The organism is Streptomyces sp. NPDC107521 (assembly GCF_055598485.1).
The window spans coordinates 1-13,500 of the sequence record NZ_JBVKAT010000041.1 but is presented as its reverse complement, the minus strand read 5'-3'; the positions used below and the strand labels follow the sequence as shown (position 1 = coordinate 13,500).

Below are 13,500 nucleotides of genomic sequence, written 5' to 3'. Positions count from 1 at the left end.
TGGCCCGGGGCAGGGAGATCGCGTGCCGGTACTGACGCGGCTCATCCCGTCGCCGGTCGTCGTCGACATCCGCCCCGGAGCCCTCGACGACCTCGGGTGCGTCCTCGCCGACGAGCGCATCTCCCACTCGGGCAAGCTCGCCGTGGCCGTCAGCAGCGGCTCCGGCGCGCGGCTGCGCGAGCGGATCGCCCCGTCCCTGCCGGGCGCCGACTGGTTCCCGGTCGGCGGCGGCACCCTGGACGACGCCGTGCGGCTCGCCGGGGCGATGAAGGGCGGCCACTACGACGCGGTCGTCGGGCTCGGCGGCGGCAAGATCATCGACTGCGCCAAGTTCGCCGCCGCCCGCGTCGGGCTGCCGCTCGTCGCCGTGCCGACCAACCTCGCGCACGACGGCCTGTGCTCCCCGGTCGCGACCCTCGACAACGACGCGGGGCGCGGCTCCTACGGCGTGCCCAACCCGATCGCCGTCGTCATCGACCTGGACGTCATCCGCCAGGCCCCGGCGCGCTTCGTGCGCTCCGGGATCGGCGACGCCGTCTCCAACATCTCGGCGGTCGCGGACTGGGAGCTGGCCCACCGGGTCAACGGCGAGCGGGTCGACGGCCTGGCCGCCGCCATGGCCCGCCAGGCCGGGGAGGCCGTCCTGCGCCACCCCGGAGGCGTCGGTGACCACTCCTACCTCCAGGTGCTCGCCGAGGGCCTGGTCCTCACCGGCATCGCCATGTCCGTCTCCGGTGACTCGCGGCCCGCCTCCGGCGCCTGCCACGAGATCAGCCACGCCTTCGACCTCCTCTTCCCGCAGCGTGCCGCCGCCCACGGCGAGCAGTGCGGGCTGGGCGCCGCCTTCGCGATGTTCCTGCGCGGCGCCCACGAGGAGGCGGTGGACATGGCCGGCGTGCTGCGCCGGCACGCGCTTCCGGTGCTGCCGGAGGAGATCGGCTTCACCCCGGAGGAGTTCGTGCGGGCGGTGGAGTTCGCCCCGCAGACCCGGCCCGGCCGCTACACCATCCTGGAACACCTCGACCTCACGACCGACCAGATCAAGGACCTGTACGCCGACTATGTCAAGGCCATCGGTAGCTGAACTACGCCCGGTCGTCCATCCCGCGGGGGTCAAGGACCGGCGCAGCGGTGAGCACTGGGCGGGACGCCTCTACATGCGCGAGGTCTCGCTGCGGATCGACCGCTACCTGGTGAACACCAGGATCACGCCCAACCAGCTCACGTACCTGATGACCGTGTGCGGTGTGCTGGCCGCCCCCGCCCTGCTGGTGCCGGGCATCCCCGGCGCCGTGCTCGGCGTGGTCGCGGTCCAGCTCTACCTGCTGCTGGACTGCGTGGACGGCGAGATCGCCCGCTGGCGCAAGCAGTACTCCCTGGCCGGGGTCTACCTCGACCGGGTCGGCGCCTACCTCACCGACGCCGCCGTCCTGGTCGGGCTCGGCCTGCGCGCCGCCGACCTCTGGGGCGAGGGGCGGATCGACTGGCTGTGGGCCTTCCTGGGCACCCTGGCCGCCCTCGGCGCCGTCCTGATCAAGGCGGAGACCGACCTGGTGGGCGTCGCCCGGCACCAGAACGGCATGCCCCCGGTCCAGGAGGCCGCCTCCGAGCCGCGCTCCTCCGGCATGGCGTTCGCCCGCCGGGCCGCCGGGGCGCTCAAGTTCCACCGGCTGATCCTCGGCATCGAGGCCTCGCTGCTGATCCTGGTCCTCGCCGTCGTCGACGCCGGCCGCGGCGACCTCTTCTTCACCCGGCTCGGCACCGCCGTCCTCGCGGGCATCGCCCTGCTGCAGACCCTGCTCCACCTGGTGTCCGTCCTCGCCTCGAACAGGCTGAGGTGACCGGCGTGGCGGACTCCCCGAAGGTCGGCGCGGTCGTCATCACCATGGGCAACCGGCCCGACGAGCTGCGCGCCCTGCTCGACTCGGTCGCCCGGCAGGACGGCGACCCCGTCGAGGTCGTCGTGGTCGGCAACGGCTCGCCCGTCCCCGAGGTGCCCGCCGGGGTGCGCACCGTGGAGCTGCCCGAGAACCTCGGCATCCCCGGCGGCCGCAACGTCGGCATCGAGGCCTTCGGGCCCGGCGGCACCGACGTCGACATCCTGCTCTTCCTCGACGACGACGGGCTGCTCGCCCGCACCGACACCGCGGAGCTGTGCCGCCGGGCCTTCACGGACGACGCCCGGCTGGGCATCGTCAGCTTCCGCATCGCCGACCCGGAGACCGGCGAGACCCAGCGCCGGCACGTCCCGCGGCTGCGGGCCTCCGACCCGATGCGCTCCTCCCGGGTGACCACCTTCCTCGGCGGCGCCAACGCGGTGCGCACCCGGGTCCTCGCCGAGGTGGGCAACCTGCCCGACGCCTTCTTCTACGCCCACGAGGAGACCGACCTCGCCTGGCGGGCCCTGGACGCGGGCTGGATGATCGACTACCGGTCGGACATGGTGCTGTACCACCCGACAACGGCGCCCTCGCGGCACGCGGTCTACCACCGCATGGTCGCCCGCAACCGGGTCTGGCTGGCCCGCCGCAACCTCCCGCTGCCGCTGGTCCCCGTCTACCTCGGGGTCTGGATGCTGCTCACCCTGCTGCGCCGCCCCTCCGGGCCCGCGCTGAGGGCCTGGTTCGGCGGCTTCCGGGAGGGCTGGACTACCCCGTGCGGCCCCCGTCGGCCCATGAGGTGGCGTACGGTGTGGCGGCTGACCCGGCTGGGCCGGCCCCCGGTGATCTGACAAGCTCGTACCCGAGGGCGTCCGCGCCCGTGTTCCCGACCGGCGGGCCGTCCCGCGGTCCCGCCGGGACCGTCCGCCACGCATCCACGAAGACGGAAGTTTCCATCAGTGAGTGAGACAACGCACGACGCCACGGTCGCGGTGAGTCCGCCCGTGTCGCCCGACGAGGGCCTCACGGCGGCACAGCTCGCCGACAAGTACGGGCTGTCCGTGAGCGGCGCCCGGCCCTCCCTCGTCGAGTACGTCCGTCAGCTCTGGGGACGGCGGCACTTCATCCTCGCCTTCTCCCGGGCGAAGCTGACCGCCCAGTACAGCCAGGCCAAGCTCGGCCAGCTCTGGCAGGTGGTCACCCCGCTGCTGAACGCCCTGGTCTACTTCCTCATCTTCGGCCTGATCCTCAACGCGGGCCGCGGGATGCCGAAGGACGTGTACATCCCGTTCCTCGTCACCGGGGTGTTCGTCTTCAACTTCACCCAGTCCTCCACGATGGCGGGCGTGCGGGCGATCTCCGGCAACCTCGGCCTGGTGCGGGCGCTGCACTTCCCGCGCGCCTCGCTGCCCGTCTCGTTCGCGCTCCAGCAGCTCCAGCAGCTCCTCGCCTCGATGATCGTGGTCCTCGCGGTGGTGGTCGGCTTCGGCAGCTATCCGTCGCTCTCCTGGGTGCTGGTCCTGCCGGCGCTCGCGCTGCAGTTCCTCTTCAACTCCGGCCTGGCGCTGATCGTGGCCCGGATGGGCGCGAAGACCCCGGACCTGGCCCAGCTCATGCCGTTCATCATGCGCACCTGGATGTACGCCTCCGGCGTGATGTTCTCGATCCCGATCATGCTGGAGAAGCACCCCTCCTGGATCGCGGACCTGCTCCAGTGGAACCCGGCCGCCGTGTACATGGACCTGATCCGCTTCGCGCTGATCGACGGCTACGGCTCGGCGAACCTCCCGTCGCACGTCTGGGCGGTCGCCCTGGGCTGGGCCGTGCTCGTCGCGGTCGGCGGCTTCGTGTACTTCTGGAAGGCGGAGGAGAGGTACGGCCGTGGCTGAGCGCGAGCGGGGCGAGCGGGTGCCGACGGTCATCGCGGACGGCGTGCACATCGTCTACCGGGTCAACGGGGCGAAGGGCGGGAAGGGCAGCGCCACCGCCGCGCTCAGCCGCATCCTCCGGCGGGGCGAGGAGCGGGGGGTGCGCAAGGTGCACGCGGTGCGCGGCGTCTCCTTCGTCGCCCACCGGGGCGAGGCCATCGGCCTGATCGGTTCCAACGGCTCGGGCAAGTCGACGCTGCTGCGGGCCATCGCGGGCCTGCTGCCCGCCGAGCGGGGCCGGGTCTACACCGACGGCCAGCCGTCCCTGCTGGGCGTCAACGCGGCCCTGATGAACGACCTGACCGGCGAGCGCAACGTGATCCTCGGCGGGCTCGCCATGGGCATGTCCCGGGAGCAGATCAAGGAGCGCTACCAGGGCATCGTCGACTTCTCCGGGATCAACGAGAAGGGCGACTTCATCACCCTGCCGATGCGCACCTACTCCTCCGGCATGGCCGCCCGGCTGCGGTTCTCCATCGCCGCGGCCAAGGACCACGACGTCCTGATGATCGACGAGGCGCTGGCCACCGGCGACCGCAAGTTCCAGACCCGTTCCGAGGCCCGGATCCGGGAGCTGCGCAAGGAGGCCGGCACGGTCTTCCTGGTCAGCCACAACAACAAGTCGATCCGGGACACCTGCGACCGCGTGCTGTGGCTGGAGCGCGGTGAGCTGCGCATGGACGGGGCGACCGACGAGGTGCTCAAGGAGTACGAGAAGTTCACGGGCAAGTAGCCGCCGCCCGGACCGCTCGCCGGGGCCCCGCCGGATCGCTCCCGGCGGGGCCCCGCACCCGCGAAATGGGCGCCAACTCCCCGCGCGTTGTGGAATCTTGACACCGGACTATGTGTTCTGGTGGTGCCCGGGAGCATGTGTGGAACCCCGGGGGACACCGATCAGTTGTACAACGTAAGCTGTACCGGACCCGAAACGCGGCACTTGGGCGATAATGCCCGGCACCCTGACGTGGGCCGTCGCGGTGGACGGTTGAACGGCGTGTCCGAAATAGTGTGAATTGGGTCGGCAGTGTAGAACGGGAGATGTGACGGCAATGGCTACGGAAACTCCCCACCTCCGCTCAGCGTGCGCCGTCCCCGTCCCTGGCGGCGGGCAGTGACGGTGACGGGTACGGCGCGCGCCGTCGATCCCGAGCGGAGCACGCTCGACAAGGCCGCGGGTGAGAACTTCCCCGTGGCTCCCTTCTTCCTGCCCCGCGACTGGCGCGCCGACCTCATGGCCGTCTACGGCTTCGCCCGCCTCGTCGACGACATCGGCGACGGCGACCTCGCCCCCGGCGGTGCCGACGCCCGCCTCCTCGGCGTCCCCGCCGACCGGGCCGACGACCGCACCGCGATGCTGGACGCCCTGGAGGCCGACCTCCACCGCGTCTTCGACGCCACCCCCCGCCACCCCCTGATGCTCCGCCTGCGGCCCACCGTGCGCCGCCGCTCGCTCACCCCCGCGCCCTTCCTCGGCCTGATCGCCGCCAACCGCCAGGACCAGGCCGTCAAGCGGTACGGGACCTACGACGACCTCCTCGCCTACTGCGAGCTGTCCGCCAACCCGGTCGGCCGGCTCGTCCTCGGCGTCACCGGCACCACCACCCCCGAGCGCGTCCGCCTCTCCGACGTGATCTGCACGGCCCTGCAGATCGTCGAGCACCTCCAGGACGTCGCCGAGGACCTGCGCCGGGACCGCGTCTACCTGCCCGCCGAGGACCTCGCGCGCTTCGGTGTCACCGAGGACGACCTGGCCGCCCCCACCGCGAACGCCTCCGTGCGCGCCCTGATCGCCTTCGAGGCGCGGCGCGCCGGCGCGCTGCTGGACGAGGGAGCGCCCCTGGTGGACAGCGTCCGCGGCAGGCTGCGGCTGCTGCTGGCGGGGTTCGTGGCGGGTGGCCGGGCGGCCCTCGCGGCCGTCGCCGCCGCCGAGTACGACGTGCTTCCCGGCCCGCCCAAGCCCGGCAAGCTGCGGCTGCTGCGCGAAGTGGGCACCACCCTGCGAGGAGAGAGGTGATCCGGACCGTGGAGGCGCCGGCACACGTGTCCGCACCGGTACTCGCCGCCTACAGCTACTGCGAGACCGTCACCGGACAACAGGCCCGGAACTTCGCGTACGGCATCCGGCTGCTGCCGACGCCGAAGCGGCGCGCCATGTCCGCGCTCTACGCCTTCTCGCGACGCGTCGACGACATCGGCGACGGCCCGCTGCCCGGAGAGGTGAAGGCCGCCCGGCTGGACGAGACCCGCGCGGTGCTCGCCCGGGTCCGCCGCGGCGAGGTCGACGAGGACGACACCGACCCGGTCGCCGTCGCCCTCGCCCACGCCGCCCGCCTCTTCCCGATCCCGCTCGGCGGCCTCGACGAACTCATCGACGGCGTCCAGATGGACCTGCGCGGCGAGGACTACGAGACCTGGGACGACCTGAAGGTGTACTGCCGCTGCGTGGCGGGTGCCATCGGACGCCTCTCGCTCGGCGTCTTCGGCACCGAACCCGGGGCGCGCGGCACCGAGCGCGCCGCCGAGTACGCCGACACGCTCGGCCTCGCCCTCCAGCTCACCAACATCCTGCGCGACGTCCGCGAGGACGCCCAGGGCGGCCGCACCTACCTCCCCGCCGACGACCTCGCCAAGTTCGGCTGCTCCGCCGGGTTCGCCGCGCCCGTCCCGCCGCCCGGCTCCGACTTCGCCGGACTGGTGCACTTCGAGGTGCGCCGGGCCCGCGCCCTGTTCGCCGAGGGCTACCGGCTGCTGCCCCTGCTCGACCGGCGCAGCGGCGCCTGCGTAGCCGCCATGGCGGGCATCTACCGCCGCCTCCTGGACCGCATCGAGCGCGACCCCGGGGCGGTGCTCCGCGGCCGGGTCTCGCTGCCGGGACACGAGAAGGCGTACGTCGCCGTGCGCGGGCTGTCCGGACTGGACACCCGGCACGTGGCGCGGCGCGCGGTCAGGAGGCGTCCCTGATGCGCGCACCCGCCCGGCCGGCGGCGCGCCGGGCAGAACCGGGACGGGCCGAGCCGTCCCCGCCGGGTACGGTCCGCCGTACCCCGTTCGAGCACCAGGGCCACGGAACCGGAAGGGGCGCACCATGACGCACGGCGACGGCACCCGCGACGAGGGCGGGCGCACGGGCCGCTCCGCGGTGCCCCCCGGCCGGCACGCGGTCGTGGTCGGCGGCGGACTGGCGGGCGTCACCGCCGCGCTCACCCTCGCGGACGCCGGGGTGCGGGTCACCCTGCTGGAGGGCAGGCCGCGGCTGGGCGGGCTCGCCTTCTCCTTCCGGCGCGGCGAACTCACCGTCGACAACGGCCAGCACGTCTACCTGCGCTGCTGCACCGCCTACCGCTGGTTCCTGGACCGCGTCGGCGGCGCGCACCTCGCCCCGGTCCAGGAGCGCCTGGACGTCCCCGTCGTCGACCTGGACCGGCCCGAGGGGCGGCGGCTCGGCCGGCTGCGCCGCGACGCCCTGCCCGTGCCGCTGCACCTGGGGCGCAGCCTCGCCACCTACCCGCACCTCTCCCTCGCCGACCGTGCCCGCGTCGGACGGGCCGCGCTCGCCCTGAAGGCCCTCGACCCGGCCGATCCCGCGCTGGACGCCCAGAACTTCGGCGCCTGGTTGACCGCGCACGGTCAGTCGGCCCGGGCCGTGGAGGCCCTCTGGGACCTGGTCGGCGTCGCCACCCTCAACGCCACCGCCGGGGACAGCTCCCTCGCGCTGGCCGCCATGGTCTTCCGGACCGGCCTGCTCTCCGAGCCCGGCGCCGCCGACATCGGCTGGGCGAGCGTGCCGCTCGGCGAACTCCACGACCGGCTGGCCCGCGAGGCCCTGGACGCCGCGGGCGCCCGCCTCCGGCTCCGGGCCCGGGTCACCTCCGTCACCCGCGCGGCGGACGGCGGCTGGGACGTCGGGCTGCCCGGCGAGAGCCTGCACGCCGACGCGGTCGTCCTCGCCGTGCCCCAGCGCGAGGCGCACGGCCTGCTGCCCGACGGGGCCCTCGACGACCCCGGCAGGCTGCTGGAGATCGGCACCGCGCCGATCCTCAACATCCACGTGGTCTACGACCGCCGGGTGCTCACCGCGCCCTTCCTCACCACCCTGGGCGGGCCCGTGCAGTGGCTCTTCGACCGCACCGCGGCCTCCGGGCTCCGCGAGGGGCAGTACCTCGCCCTGTCCCAGTCGACGGCCCAGGACGAGATCGACACTCCCGTGGCCGAGCTGCGCGCCCGCTACCTGCCCGAGCTGGAGCGGCTGCTGCCGCGCGCCAGGGGCGCCCGGGTGGAGGACTTCTTCGTGACCAGGGAGCGGGAGGCCACCTTCGCTCCCGCCCCCGGTGTCGGCCGGCTCAGGCCCGGCCCCCGCACCAAGGCACCCGGCCTCTGTCTGGCCGGAGCGTGGACCGCCACCGGGTGGCCCGCGACCATGGAGAGTGCGGTCCGCAGCGGCGTCGGCGCGGCGGGAGCCGCGCTCGCCGCCCTGGGGCGGTCCCGCGCCATGCTCCCCGACTTCCTCGGGGAGGCGGCGTGACAGCCGACGGGCGCGCGAGCCGCTTCCGCACTCCCGGTACCGCAACTGGAGGAGAGACTGTGCCCACTGTGCCCCCGGCCACCGAGGCCGCTCGCTGGACCACGGTGGACGTGACCGCGCTCCTGGAGCGCGGCCGGACCCTGGCCACGCCGGTCCTGAAGGCGGTCGTGGACCGCCTGGCTTCTCCCATGGACACCGTCGCCGCCTACCACTTCGGCTGGATCGACGCCCACGGCAACCCCGCGGACGGCGACGGCGGCAAGGCGGTGCGCCCCGCGCTCGCGGTGCTCTCCGCCGAGGTCGCCGGAGCCGCCCCCGGGGTGGGCGTCCCCGGCGCGGTGGCGGTGGAACTGGTCCACAACTTCTCCCTGCTCCACGACGACCTGATGGACGGCGACGAGCAGCGCCGCCACCGCGACACCGTCTGGAAGGTGCACGGACCCGCGCAGGCGATCCTGGTCGGCGACGCCCTGTTCGCGCTGGCCTACGAGGTGCTCCTCGAACTGGGCAGCGTCGACGCCGGCCGCGCCGCCCGCCGCCTCACCCGCGCCACCCGGGCCCTGATCGACGGCCAGGCGCAGGACATCTCCTACGAGCACCGCGACCGCGTCAGCGTCGAGGAGTGCCTGGAGATGGAGGGCAACAAGACCGGCGCCCTGCTCGCCGCCGCCAGCTCCATCGGCGCCGTCCTCGGCGGTGCCGACGACCGCACCGCCGACACCCTGGAGGTCTACGGCCACCACCTCGGCCTCGCCTTCCAGGCCGTCGACGACCTGCTCGGCATCTGGGGCGACCCCGGCTCCACCGGCAAGCAGACCTGGAGCGACCTGCGCCAGCGCAAGAAGTCCCTCCCGGTCGTGGCCGCCCTCGCGGCCGGCGGCCCCGCCTCCGAGCGGCTCGGGGAGATCCTCGCCGCCGACGCCAAGAGCAGCGACTTCGAGAACTTCTCCGAGGAGGAGTTCGCCGCCCGCGCCGCCCTCATCGAGGAGGCCGGGGGCCGCGAGTGGACCGCCGAGGAGGCGCGCCGCCAGCACACCATCGCCCTTGAGGCCCTCGGCGCCGTGGACATGCCCGATCAGGTACGGGATGGTTTCACGGCGCTCGCGGACTTCGTCGTCGTACGAAAGAGATGATCACTATCGGTCGAATAGCCCTCGCGTAGTCGCCGGCCGGTGCTCCGCCCTCCCCGACTCCGGTCGGAGCGGGGAGGGCGCACCGACGAGCCCCGGCCGACGGCGGACCCGTACAGCAGACGCACCACTGCACACTGCACGAAGGGGAAGCCATGACAGCGACGACCGACGGAAGCACTGGGGCGGCCCTGCCGTCCCACGCAGCCTCGGCCAGCGACACCACCCACATCACGACGCACATCACGACCCCCGACGCGGCGGCCGGGGCGGCCGGCGCCGCCGCACGCGCCACCCAGCGCGCCACCGACTTCCTGCTGGCCCGCCAGGACCCCGAGGGCTGGTGGAAGGGCGACCTCGAGACCAACGTCACCATGGACGCCGAGGACCTGCTGCTGCGCCAGTTCCTCGGCATCTCCGACGAGGCCACCACCCGCGCCGCCGCCCTCTTCATCCGGGGCGAGCAGCGCGAGGACGGCACCTGGACCACCTTCTACGGCGGCCCCGCCGAACTCTCCGCCACCATCGAGGCGTACGTCGCCCTGCGGCTGGCCGGCGACGACCCCGACGCACCGCACATGGCCCGGGCCTCGGCCTGGGTCCGGGCCCAGGGCGGCATCGCCGCCGCCCGTGTCTTCACCCGGATCTGGCTCGCCCTGTTCGGCTGGTGGAGATGGGAGGACCTGCCCGAACTCCCGCCGGAGATCGTCTACCTGCCGAGCTGGGTGCCGCTGAACATCTACGACTTCGGCTGCTGGGCCCGCCAGACCATCGTTCCGCTCACCGTCGTCTCGGCGAAGCGGCCGGTGCGCCCGGCGCCCTTCCCGCTCGACGAGCTGCACACCGACCCGGCCCACCCCAGCCCGACCAGGCCGCTGGCTCCGGCGGCCAGTTGGGACGGCGCCTTCCAGCGCATCGACAGGGCCCTGCACGCATACCGCAGGCTCGCCCCCAAGCGGCTGCGCCGCGCCGCGATGAACACCGCGGCCCGCTGGATCATCGAGCGCCAGGAGAACGACGGCTGCTGGGGCGGCATCCAGCCGCCCGCCGTGTACTCCGTCATCGCGCTCCACCTGCTCGGCTACGACCTCGAACACCCCGTGATGCGCGCCGGACTTGAGTCCCTGGACCGGTTCGCGGTGTGGCGCGAGGACGGCGCCCGCATGATCGAGGCCTGCCAGTCCCCGGTGTGGGACACCTGCCTGGCCGCCATCGCGCTCGCCGACGCCGGTGTGCCCGCCGACCACCCCCAACTGGTCAAGGCGGCCGACTGGATGCTCGGCGAGCAGATCGTCCGCCCCGGCGACTGGTCGGTCAAGCGGCCCGGACTCCCGCCCGGCGGCTGGGCGTTCGAGTTCCACAACGACAACTACCCCGACATCGACGACACCGCCGAGGTCGTCCTCGCCCTGCGCCGGGTCCGCCACCACGACCCGGAGCGGGTGGAGAAGGCCATCGGCCGCGGGGTCCGCTGGAACCTCGGGATGCAGTCGAGGAACGGCGCCTGGGGCGCCTTCGACGTCGACAACACCAGTCCGTTCCCCAACCGGCTGCCGTTCTGCGACTTCGGCGAGGTCATCGACCCGCCGTCGGCCGACGTCACCGCGCACGTCGTCGAGATGCTCGCCGCCGAGGGGCTCGCCCACGACCCGCGCACCCGGCGCGGCGTCCAGTGGCTGCTCGACGAACAGGAGGCCGACGGCTCGTGGTTCGGCCGCTGGGGCGTCAACTTCGTCTACGGCACCGGGTCCGCCGTCCCCGCCCTGGTCGCGGCCGGACTGCCCGGCGGCCACCCGGCGATCCGCCGCGCGGTGGCCTGGCTGGAGTCCGTCCAGAACGAGGACGGCGGCTGGGGCGAGGACCTGCGCTCCTACCGGCACGTCAGGGAGTGGAGCGGCCAGGGCGCCTCCACCGCCTCGCAGACCGCCTGGGCGCTGATGGCCCTGCTGGCGGCGGGGGAGAGGGAGTCCGCGGCGGTCGAGCACGGCATCGCCTGGCTCGTCGCCACCCAGCGGGAGGACGGCTCCTGGGACGAGCCCCACTTCACCGGCACCGGCTTCCCGTGGGACTTCTCCATCAACTACCACCTCTACCGTCAGGTGTTCCCGCTCACCGCCCTGGGCCGCTACGTGTACGGCGAACCGGCCGTCACCCGGCCCCCGGCCGACCGGGAGCCCGCCGCCGGGGTGAAGGGCCGCTGATGGCCCCGCAGCCCGCCACGGCCCCGCTGCTGATCGCCTGCGCGCTCGGCATCGAGCACCTCGCCCTGCGCGCCGGTGACCGCGGCGCGGCCGGCGGGCCGGTCACCGTGGTGCGCACGGGCATGGGTCCGAGGGCGGCCGAGCGCTGTGTCTCCCGGGTCCTGGCCGACCCCTCGCTCGGGGACGCCGCCGTGCTGGCCACGGGCTTCTGCGCGGGGCTCGCCCCGGGCATGCACCCCGGCGACCTCGTCGTCGCCGAGGAGACCCGGGACCCGCGCGGGACGGTCGGCTGCGTCGCCACCGACCGGCTCGTCAAGGAGATCGCGCGCGCCGTCCCCGGCCGCACCGTCCACACCGGGCCGCTCACCGGCTCGGACCACGTCGTGCGCGGGCCGGAACGCGCCGATCTGCTCCGCACCGGGGCCATCGCCGTCGACATGGAGTCGGCGGCCACCCTGCTCACCGCGATCCGCGCGGGGAGCCGTCCGGTTGCCGCCGTCCGGGTGGTCGTCGACGCCCCGGAGCACGAACTCGTCCGGATCGGGACCCTGCGCGGGGGAATATCTGCCTTCCGCGTCCTCCGGTCCGTCCTACCCGCATTCTTCGAATGGCACCGTTCCTTGCTGCTCCCCAGGAGGTGAGCCCGATGGCCATGCCGCTGCGCCAGTCCATCAAGGTCGCTACATACTTGGCCGAACAGAAGCTCCGCAAGCGGGACAAGTTCCCGCTGATCGTGGAGCTGGAACCGCTCTACGCCTGCAACCTGGCCTGTGAGGGCTGCGGCAAGATCCAGCACCCGGCGGGGGTGCTGAAGCAGCGCATGCCGGTCGCCCAGGCGGTCGGCGCGGTGCTGGAGTCGGGGGCGCCGATGGTGTCCATCGCCGGTGGCGAGCCCCTGATGCACCCCCAGATCCATGAGATCGTCCGCCAGTTGGTGGCCCGTCGCAAGTACGTCTTCCTCTGCACCAACGCCCTGCTGATGCGCAAGAAGATGGACAAGTTCACCCCGTCCCCGTACTTCGCCTTCGCGGTCCACATCGACGGGCTGCGCGAGCGGCACGACGAGTCGGTGGCGAAGGAGGGCGTGTTCGACGAGGCCGTGGCGGCCATCAAGGAGGCCAAGCGGCGCGGCTTCCGGGTGACCACCAACTCGACGTTCTTCAACACCGACACCCCGCAGACCATCGTCGAGGTGATGAACTACCTCAACGACGACCTCCAGGTCGACGAGATGATGATCTCGCCCGCCTACGCCTACGAGAAGGCACCCGACCAGGAGCACTTCCTCGGCGTCGAGCAGACCCGCGAGCTGTTCAAGAAGGCCTTCGCCGGGGGCAACCGCCGCCGCTGGCGCCTCAACCACTCCCCGCTCTTCCTGGACTTCCTGGAGGGCAAGGTCGACTTCCCCTGCACCGCCTGGGCGATCCCCAACTACTCCCTCTTCGGCTGGCAGCGCCCCTGCTACCTGATGAGCGACGGCTACGTCCCGACCTACCGGCAGCTCATCGAGGAGACCGACTGGGACAAGTACGGCCGGGGCAAGGACCCGCGCTGCGCCAACTGCATGGCGCACTGCGGGTACGAGCCGACGGCGGTGCTGGCCACCATGGGCTCCCTCAAGGAGTCGCTGCGCGCCATGCGCGAGACCGTCTCGGGAAACAAGGAGTGACGCGGTGAGCGCCGTGTCCCTCGGTGTTCCCCCGGTACCGGCCCGGCCCCTGGCCCCGCGGCGCGCGTCGCGGCGGATTCAGGTCGGGTCGGTGGCGGTGGGTGGTGACGCGCCGGTGTCGGTGCAGTCGATGACGACGACGCGGACGTCGGACGTGGGTGCGACGTTGC

12 protein-coding genes and 1 pseudogene are annotated in these 13,500 nt (G+C 73.2%); all 13 read left to right on the top strand.

Going from position 1 to position 13,500, the window contains the following annotated elements:
- Nucleotides 1-22: 22 nt before the first annotated feature.
- The gene (locus ACZ7LB_RS31675) at nt 23-1,084 is read left to right on the top strand and encodes an iron-containing alcohol dehydrogenase (protein WP_161227500.1); all 1,062 of its coding nucleotides are present in this window, start codon (nt 23-25) and stop codon (nt 1,082-1,084) included.
- The gene (locus ACZ7LB_RS31670) at nt 1,062-1,841 is read left to right on the top strand and encodes a CDP-alcohol phosphatidyltransferase family protein (RefSeq protein WP_471473107.1); all 780 of its coding nucleotides are present in this window, start codon (nt 1,062-1,064) and stop codon (nt 1,839-1,841) included. Before ACZ7LB_RS31675 ends, ACZ7LB_RS31670 begins: the two co-directional genes overlap by 23 nt.
- A gap of 44 nt (nt 1,842-1,885) precedes the next feature.
- On the top strand, nt 1,886-2,731 hold the full coding sequence (locus ACZ7LB_RS31665) for a glycosyltransferase family 2 protein (protein WP_471473113.1): 846 nt from the start codon (nt 1,886-1,888) through the stop codon (nt 2,729-2,731).
- Nucleotides 2,732-2,839: 108 nt separating this feature from the next.
- Nucleotides 2,840-3,769, top strand: a complete 930-nt coding sequence (locus ACZ7LB_RS31660) for an ABC transporter permease (protein WP_471473105.1) — start codon at nt 2,840-2,842, stop codon at nt 3,767-3,769.
- Nucleotides 3,762-4,541 (top strand): ABC transporter ATP-binding protein, encoded by a 780-nt coding sequence (locus tag ACZ7LB_RS31655; RefSeq protein WP_265296523.1) that lies wholly within the window; start codon nt 3,762-3,764, stop codon nt 4,539-4,541. The genes ACZ7LB_RS31660 and ACZ7LB_RS31655 overlap by 8 nt, the downstream gene beginning before the upstream one ends.
- A 378-nt stretch (nt 4,542-4,919) precedes the next feature.
- Complete coding sequence (hpnC, locus tag ACZ7LB_RS31650; protein ID WP_471473103.1) at nt 4,920-5,822, top strand: squalene synthase HpnC; 903 nt, start codon at nt 4,920-4,922, stop codon at nt 5,820-5,822.
- Nucleotides 5,819-6,769: a presqualene diphosphate synthase HpnD gene (hpnD, locus tag ACZ7LB_RS31645; RefSeq protein WP_471473101.1), complete on the top strand. Its 951-nt coding sequence runs from the start codon at nt 5,819-5,821 to the stop codon at nt 6,767-6,769. The genes hpnC and hpnD overlap by 4 nt, the downstream gene beginning before the upstream one ends.
- Nucleotides 6,770-6,851: 82 nt before the next feature.
- Nucleotides 6,852-8,330: pseudogene (gene hpnE / locus ACZ7LB_RS31640) on the top strand (hydroxysqualene dehydroxylase HpnE); the annotation flags it as partial.
- Between the two features lie 68 nt (nt 8,331-8,398).
- Nucleotides 8,399-9,463, top strand: a complete 1,065-nt coding sequence (locus ACZ7LB_RS31635) for a polyprenyl synthetase family protein (protein WP_471473111.1) — start codon at nt 8,399-8,401, stop codon at nt 9,461-9,463.
- Between the two features lie 152 nt (nt 9,464-9,615).
- The gene (gene shc / locus ACZ7LB_RS31630; RefSeq protein WP_471473099.1) at nt 9,616-11,661 is read left to right on the top strand and encodes a squalene--hopene cyclase; all 2,046 of its coding nucleotides are present in this window, start codon (nt 9,616-9,618) and stop codon (nt 11,659-11,661) included.
- Nucleotides 11,661-12,302 carry a phosphorylase family protein gene (locus ACZ7LB_RS31625; RefSeq protein WP_471473097.1) on the top strand — a complete coding sequence of 214 codons (642 nt, stop codon included), beginning with the start codon at nt 11,661-11,663 and terminating at the stop codon, nt 12,300-12,302. Before shc ends, ACZ7LB_RS31625 begins: the two co-directional genes overlap by 1 nt.
- A gap of 5 nt (nt 12,303-12,307) precedes the next feature.
- On the top strand, nt 12,308-13,330 hold the full coding sequence (gene hpnH, locus ACZ7LB_RS31620) for an adenosyl-hopene transferase HpnH (protein WP_471473095.1): 1,023 nt from the start codon (nt 12,308-12,310) through the stop codon (nt 13,328-13,330).
- A 4-nt stretch (nt 13,331-13,334) separates the two neighbouring features.
- Nucleotides 13,335-13,500: flavodoxin-dependent (E)-4-hydroxy-3-methylbut-2-enyl-diphosphate synthase (locus ACZ7LB_RS31615; protein WP_471473109.1), on the top strand; the 166-nt coding region annotated here is incomplete at its 3' end.

Coding starts and splice junctions, on each gene's coding strand:
- ACZ7LB_RS31670 (WP_471473107.1), top strand. CDS start 1,062: ATGTCAAGGCCATCGGTAGCTGAACTACGCCCGGTCGTCCATCCCGCG.
- ACZ7LB_RS31665 (WP_471473113.1), top strand. CDS start 1,886: ATGGGCAACCGGCCCGACGAGCTGCGCGCCCTGCTCGACTCGGTCGCC.
- shc (WP_471473099.1), top strand. CDS start 9,616: ATGACAGCGACGACCGACGGAAGCACTGGGGCGGCCCTGCCGTCCCAC.
- ACZ7LB_RS31625 (WP_471473097.1), top strand. CDS start 11,661: ATGGCCCCGCAGCCCGCCACGGCCCCGCTGCTGATCGCCTGCGCGCTC.
- hpnH (WP_471473095.1), top strand. CDS start 12,308: ATGGCCATGCCGCTGCGCCAGTCCATCAAGGTCGCTACATACTTGGCC.